Annotated in this window: 4 protein-coding genes; all 4 read left to right on the plus strand. The window is 43.6% G+C overall.

Annotation, left to right across the window (positions count from 1 at the left end; translation table 11 throughout):
• A partial coding sequence (locus LC605_RS31870) for a TrbI/VirB10 family protein (RefSeq protein ID WP_229551380.1) occupies positions 1-1,150 on the plus strand: 1,150 nt, incomplete at its 5' end.
• 123 nt (positions 1,151-1,273) lie between these two features.
• On the plus strand, positions 1,274-1,846 hold the full coding sequence (locus tag LC605_RS31875) for a hypothetical protein (RefSeq protein ID WP_229551381.1): 573 nt from the start codon (positions 1,274-1,276) through the stop codon (positions 1,844-1,846).
• 581 nt (positions 1,847-2,427) lie between these two features.
• On the plus strand, positions 2,428-2,655 hold the full coding sequence (locus LC605_RS31880) for a hypothetical protein (protein WP_229551382.1): 228 nt from the start codon (positions 2,428-2,430) through the stop codon (positions 2,653-2,655).
• 74 nt (positions 2,656-2,729) lie between these two features.
• Positions 2,730-2,993, plus strand: coding sequence for a hypothetical protein (locus tag LC605_RS31885; RefSeq protein WP_229551383.1), 264 nt, complete (start codon positions 2,730-2,732; stop codon positions 2,991-2,993).
• Positions 2,994-3,353 lie beyond the last annotated feature (360 nt).

Genomic DNA, 3,353 nt, shown 5'->3' on the forward strand with positions numbered 1-3,353 from the left:
GATGGTGAAAGCCGCCCAACAACAGCTCAGAATTGCCAAATCAACGCCGACAGTAGCTTTACAAAAACCGTCAGTTTCTTCCAGAGATACACCAAAAGTGATACCAACACCAACACCTTATGTACCTCCGAGAGTCATAGTTGAGCGCATCGTTAGAGTACCTGCTTCTCAACCTTTGCCATCACCCCAAGTACCAGCTGTCAAGCCAAACACTCAACCCGTAGTCGATAGAACTCCACCGACTCCACCAAGCCCATTTGAAGAGTGGGTAAGATTAGCAAAGTTAGGTAGCTACGGTCAAGTAAATACTACAGATCAACCTAATAACATCGCATCTGCTTCTGAACCTGCAAACAATCCGCCGCCAGAACAGACACCCAACCCCAATCCTGATCAAACTCCGGTCAGTCAAGCGCAAGATCCGAGACTGAAATCCTTAGCAGTCGGGAGTAGTGCAAGAGCTGTTTTGGCGACAGCCGTATTCGGGGAAACTACTAGGTCAAACGGTGGTAATGACGCAGACGAAAACAAAACCGTATTTGTGATCAAATTGCAAGACCCTTTAAAAGATAAGGATGGTACTCCCGTTATACCTGCAAACACCGAATTGTTAGCTCAAATTCGTTCCATTTCCGAACAAGGTTTTTTGCAGATGAACGTAGTTAAACTGATCTCGCAAAATGATGGCAACGTTACAGAACGAAGTTTACCCAACAATGCAATTACTATTCGTGGTACCGAAGGTAAACCTTTAATGGCAAGTAGATTTCCTGGTCAAAGTTCGTCCATCGCATCAATGGATATAGGACTATTCGTTTTGGGAGGTCTTGGTAAAGCGGCAGAGTTAATAAATCGTCCTGATACTAAACTCCTGCCTTTATATGGCGGCACTAACATCGCCAATACTGATGGCGGCGGTGAAAACACCCCTCCCCCCAATCCCAACAACGGCTACATTACTGGTTATGCTACTGTCACTGAGAACAGACGCAACCTTGCAGCCGGGATTGTGGAAGGTGGTTTCAACTCTGTAGTACCCCAAATTGCCCAACGTAATCAACAGGCGATCGCCCAAATGTCACAACCAACTAATCTTTGGTTTATGCGAGCCGGCACAACTGTTGAAATATACGTTAATCAACCAATCTAGTTTTAGGAGGTGGATTTATACCAATTTTAGATTTGACATTGGGTAATGGTAATTGGTAATTAGTTTTATTTCCATCTTTCCCATCTTCTCCCGTTCTATCTACCAATCTTCCCATTTGCAACCATGAAAAATAATACTAAATTGTCAGGAAATACACCAAAGAATTATTGTTTCCTACCTATAGCTTCCTTAATTTTCTCGGTTGCTATGTTCTTGTTGGTAGGTCGCGCTGTAGCTAATAACGCCGTTCTGCGTTCCGTATTTTCGTGCCAAGCACAGGGTTTAGGGGGACTAATACCTACGATCGACGTTTGGTATCAACAAGGAACAAACTTAAGCTTTATTCCCACTGGAGAAGTAATTAAAAAAGTTTGGTTAAATGACCCATCACAGGTAACTATAGATTTTGATGGCCCGGTATGTATGCAGTTTGGCCAAGAACCTAATAGTAGTGCAGGAGATTGTAAAAACTCAGGAGCAAATGTAATTCAACTAAGACGAATTGAAAAACTGAATATTCCTGGACTTGCTAACACGAACAATACACTTTTAACAGTTGTTACCGAAGCGCAAGGTAAAAACAAGTTGTATACTTTTCGAGTGATATATGGAACAGATAATCCTGAATATCACACTTTAGCAATTTTTGCCGATCCTCCTGGTCAGGAAGGAGCTTGCGCAAGAGTTTCACAATAAACTTCTAGCACAAGTACCCAATCACCGAATAATTCGTAATACTTCGGCTACGCGGTTCCTGAGCGTAGTCGAAGGGCAGTACAAGTTCGTAATACTTCGGCTACGCTCAGTACAAGTTCGTAATTAAGAGGATGTTTCAAAAGTCGTATTGTGGTTATCAAAAGTTCTAAATCCCTCTAAATTCATGCCACTTGCTCATGGAGAAAACCGCCAGTTAAAGCAGTGACTCCCGTTAAAAAATGGGACTTTGATTCCGGTTCCCCCCCTTTTTTCGGCTACGGTGTATACACAAGTTTTCTAGAGTTGCTTCACAGGCTTTTGATCCCCCCAACCCCCCTTAAAAAAGGGGGGCAAAAATCTCTCATAGTCCCACTAACAAGCGACAACTTTTGTGGCAGGGACTAAATGTTCGTTACAAAACTTAATTACTTCAGTGCAGTGTTAGCGACTGTGCGCAGCGTCAATACAAATTATCCGTATTCTCTTTCTCAGGCTACATCTTTATAAATCTTCAGATAAAAACTAACCACAAATTCCAAATCTGTGTAAATATAAAGAAAAGCTTAAGAGGTTACAGACTCATGGTCACTGCCAAAATGATGCAACAGCTCTGGGCTGTAATCGAATCTACCCAGGTCAGCACTCTGCTCCAGTTTGACGATGCTGCTTTAGTACAGTTGCTCCTCCAGCAATTAAAAGCGAAGCAAGGGCTTGATGCCCAGGCAGATAGCACCCTCAATACTTACATAAAATCTAAACTGCCCCTAATTCGTGATACAGCTGAAGGCCGATTATCTTTAGGGCAATGAGCAATCATTAGCACGAGAAATCAAATGATTGCTCATTGCCAAGCATACGCTCAGAGTTCAAACAGTGGAATATTATGAATCACTGGCTAGTAATTGCCCTGGTAGCTTATCTAATTGGAGCAGCGATTGAAGGGGTCAGTACAGCCAGTCAGCTATCTCATTCAGTGCCGGAACTAGCTAAAAGTACACAAGCTCATCCTTCAGAGTCTGCAACTCCGCCAAGTTCGAGTTGGCGAGTTGTGGTAGCCATCGCTTCAGTAAGTATCTGTGGAGCTTTTTTGTGGCCTTGCCGCCTTTTCCACCGTTTAATTAAAAGTAGCGTTCGTTCGCAAGGCTAGAACACCAATACAGTAATCCTGGAAGAACCTTTCCTCTAATCCCTCTTTGCTTCGGCTAACGTGTATACACAAGTCGGTAGACCTCTCCCCAAACCCCTCTCCGAAGCGGAGAGGGGCTTTGAAGATTGGCTCCCCAACGCTAGTAGGGTTGGGGCTGTTCTTGTTAGGTCTGAGAGCGCTTTCAGCAAAATAAGTCACTTGTGTATACACCGTAGCTTTGCTTCGGAGAGGGGAATAGAAGTGAGGTTTTCCAGATGACCTAAATTGTCAGGAGGGCTATCAAGGTTTTTGCACATTTGGGATGCTCCCACCAGAGTCAAAGATGAGGGGGAAAATTCTACCCTGTTTCCCCACTCTCAT

The organism is Nostoc sp. CHAB 5836 (genome assembly GCF_020829445.1).
Taxonomy (GTDB): Bacteria; Cyanobacteriota; Cyanobacteriia; order Cyanobacteriales; family Nostocaceae; genus Nostoc.

Bases quoted from the DNA above. Each gene is read 5' to 3' on its own strand.
- LC605_RS31875 (WP_229551381.1), top strand. From the start codon at position 1,274: ATGAAAAATAATACTAAATTGTCAGGAAATACACCAAAGAATTATTGT.
- LC605_RS31880 (WP_229551382.1), top strand. From the start codon at position 2,428: ATGGTCACTGCCAAAATGATGCAACAGCTCTGGGCTGTAATCGAATCT.
- LC605_RS31885 (WP_229551383.1), top strand. From the start codon at position 2,730: ATGAATCACTGGCTAGTAATTGCCCTGGTAGCTTATCTAATTGGAGCA.